A 3,867-nucleotide genomic window follows, 5' to 3' on the forward strand; every position below is an offset into this window, starting at 1 on the left:
GAGAATGTACGATTGCTTTGGCAGGGGGAGTTAGCATCCATACCCAAAAGCAGAAGGGTTATTTATATCAGGATGGTATGATTGCTTCTTCCGACGGTCACTGTCGTGCTTTTGATAAAAATGCGAGCGGGACTACGAGTGGCGAGGGAGCGGGTGTTGTTGTTTTAAAGCGGTTGAGTGAGGCGATACGTGACAGGGACCATATTTATTCGATAATAAAGGGTAGCGCTATTAATAATGATGGTAACAGGAAGGTTGGATATACAGCACCCAGTGTCAAAGGTCAGGCAGACTGTATCCGTCTGGCCCACTTATTTGCCAAGGTTCCTCCTGAGAGCATAGGTTATATCGAAACACATGGTACCGGTACCAGGCTTGGAGATCCCATAGAGCTTGAAGCGCTGAACGTTGCGTTCAATAACAATAGGGAGCACAAATGTGCGATAGGTTCTGTAAAGACAAATATAGGGCATTTGGATGTGGCGGCTGGGATAGCTGGTTTGATTAAGGCATCCCTTAGCCTGAAGTACAAAAAGATACCTGCAAGCCTTCATTATGAAGAGGCCAACCCGGAGATTAATTTTGCGGGTGGTCCATTTTATGTAAATACGCAGCTTGTTCCCTGGGCCCGTCAAAATGGTTTTCCCCTTCGGGCTGGTGTGAGTTCTTTTGGCATTGGAGGTACCAATGTTCATGTTGTTCTGGAGGAGGCACCGGATGCGGAAGAAGAAAGTGCTGGCCGCTTATATAAGCTGTTGACAGTCTCAGCAAAAACGGAAAGTTCACTGTTTAGGTATTTAGGTGATCTAAGGGACTTTTTGCTGAAGGAACCAGCGTTAAATCTGTCCGATATGTCCTATACCCTTCATGTCGGGAGAAAAGACTTTTTATACCGGAAATCACTTGTATATAAGAATAGAGACGAACTGGTTGGTTTACTTGAGCAGGCAAAGTTCGAAGCCCGGTCAGCCAGGGGAGAGGATAAAGGCAATTTGGTCGTGTTTATGTTTCCCGGCCAGGGTTCCCAGTACTGGGGCATGGGCAGGGACCTTTATGAATTTGAGCCATTCTTCCGGGAAGAAATGGATAAGGGTTTTTCTGTTATTGAGGAAGTTACAGGCGAATGCTTCCGGTCTGTTATGTTTGCTGAAGAACTATCATCCAAAATAAATGACACGCGCTATACACAGCCTTTAATTTTTCTGCTGGAGTATTCCCTATCACGTTTGATGATGTCCCTGGGCATAGTTCCCCGTTATATGATAGGCCATAGTGTCGGTGAGTTTGTGGCGGCATGTATTAGCGGGGTATTCAGTTTCGAAGATGCATTGAAGTTGGTTGTCAGACGGGGGGATTTGCTTGGCCGTTTGCCGGGAGGGGCTATGTTGAGTGTTTCAATAAAGGAGTCGAATGCCGGATTGTACCTGGATTCGGAGATTAGCCTTGCGGCAATAAATGGTCCTGATCAGGTTGTTTTTTCAGGCCCGGGATCAGCAATAGAAAGATTGAAGGCGCGGTTGGAGGAGTCTGGCATTCCCTGTTTAAGGCTCCGCACTTCACATGCTTTTCATTCAGGTATGGTTGAGGGTGTTTTAAATGAATTCAAAAAGGAACTTGAAAAAGTAAGGTTTAATAAGCTGGGGCTTCCCTATGTCTCAAATTTAACGGGTAGGTTTATTAGCGAAGAAGAGGCTACCTCACCATCTTACTGGGTCCGTCATATGCGGGAGACGGTAAATTTTTCTGCTGGGTTGAAGACTCTCCTGCTCCAGAACCAGGACTTGGTTTTTGTGGAAATTGGTTCTGGGCATTCCCTAACAGGTTTATTAAAGCAACACCGGAGCGAAGCCGTGGCGGTTAATTTACTTAGGTCTTTTAAGGAAACGGATAATGACCTGAGATACCTGACAGAGAAGATAGGCGATTTGTGGTCACATGGGATAAACATTGATTGGACAGCTTATTATAGTAGAGAAAAAAGAAGAAGGGTTTCTTTGCCTACTTATTCATTTGAGCCTATAAAATATCCAACAGAAGTTGATCCGTTTGAAGGAGGGGGGCTTTCTGTTCTAGGCTCAGCAGACCTTCTGGATCATGGACCGAAAGACTGGGTTTATTATCCGGTATGGAAGAGTTCAGTTCTGGTGCCTTCAGGTTTAAAGGCGGACCAGCACATTTATCTGTTTTTTTCTCAGGGTAGTAAGTTTACCAATTCATTAAAAACAAAGCTTTTGAAAGGGGGGAACAGATTAGTAGAGGTGCTAATAGGGAACGGTTTCAAAAAAGTGAGTGATGTTGAATATATTGTTGACCCTGGCAACCGGAATGATTTCCAGGAACTTTTCGGTCAGCTTAAGGAGGCAGGGTACTGGTTTACCGATGTTGTTTATGGTTGGGGCTCAACGGCAGAAACTTCAATACTGGAATTACACCGGGATAATCAAGAGATTAACCTGGTTTATTTCTGTGTGGTACATATTGTGCAGGAATTACTAAGGAACAGCATGTTGGGAGAGAAGCGGATTATAGTTTTGACCGATTGTCTGCATAAGGTGATTGGCAATGAGGAAGTTTCTATAAGACAATCTTTGTTACTGGGGCTGATTAATGTTCTTCCACAGGAATATTCTGTATCATGCTGTAATATAGATACGGACATAAAAGAAAACGGGGATGACCTGGATGTCCTGGTTGCAGAAATAGAAAACAGCCCTGGTAAAGAAAATATTGTTGCAATCCGTTACGGGCAGAGATGGGTAAAGGATTATCAGCAAAGTTCTGTTCCGGTTGAAAGGGGGAAAAGCATAATAAATAAGGGGGGGACTTATTTAATCACAGGTGGCCTTGGAAATGTGGGGTTTGTTTTGGCCAAACATCTATTGAAAGAACACGGGGCAAAAGTTGTACTGCTTGGCAGAAAAATACTAGGGCTTCCAGAAAACAGGTTATGGTCAGACCGATTGGACCACCTGAGCGCTATAAGTAAGGATGTAAGTTATTACAGCGGGGATGTTTCGGACCTTGAAGCATTTGGTAATATCATAAACGAAATTGAAAAGAATGTAGGGGTTATAGCGGGCATAATTCATGCTGCCGGGAATACAGATACCGGAGATTTTGAGCTTGTGGAAGATATTACATATGAAAAGGCCTTTGCAATATTTTTACCCAAGGTCCAGGGTGTTGAGAATCTGTATACAATATTTAAAGACCGGGCCCTTGATTTTGTATGGATAACATCAAGTTTGTCTTCTGTACTTGGGGGTCTTAGTTTTAGTTCGTATTCCTCTGCAAATTTGTTTATGGAACACTTTATTTCTTCGCGGTCTAAGGAGCTTCTAAATTGGAGATGTGTAGGTTTATCTGAAATGCTTTTTGATGAGCCTGAGGTAAAAGATGATCACTCAAGCAAAAAGGCATTGACTCCCACGGAAATCAGTGAACTGTTTGAGTGGAGTATCGCTTTGGAAGACCATCCTGTATTATTTGAAACCATAGAGGACTTGTCCCTGAGACTATATAAAGTTTACGGGACCAGGAAAGACACATATTTAGACAGTGGGTTCGGTAGTGACAGGGTAAGGAAATCAGAAAGGCCAGAATTAAAAAATGACTATGTCGGGGCAGATACAGAAACGGAGAAAAAACTGATTGTCATGATAGAGGATTTTTTTGGGATCAAGGATATAGGGATACAGGATAACTTTTTTGAACTGGGTGGGGATTCCTTGAAAGCAATGGTCCTGTTAAAGCAAATTAAAAAGGAGTTTGGCATTAACTTTAAACTAAACAGCATATTCGAATCACAGAATATTAAACAAATTGCAAGCGAAATAGATAATATTATCTGGCTTAATCAAAATAGTG

Annotated in this window: 1 protein-coding gene; it reads left to right on the forward strand. The window is 42.8% G+C overall.

The window, feature by feature from the left end; translation table 11 throughout:
* Nucleotides 1–17: 17 nt before the first annotated feature.
* Nucleotides 18–3,867, forward strand: a 3,850-nt coding sequence (locus ABD769_RS24860; protein WP_344854063.1) for a type I polyketide synthase, incomplete at its 3' end; no start/stop codon positions are given.

Origin of the sequence: Pedobacter jeongneungensis (genome assembly GCF_039538295.1) — a bacterium.
In the GTDB taxonomy this organism is placed as follows: Bacteria; Bacteroidota; Bacteroidia; order Sphingobacteriales; family Sphingobacteriaceae; genus Pedobacter; species Pedobacter jeongneungensis.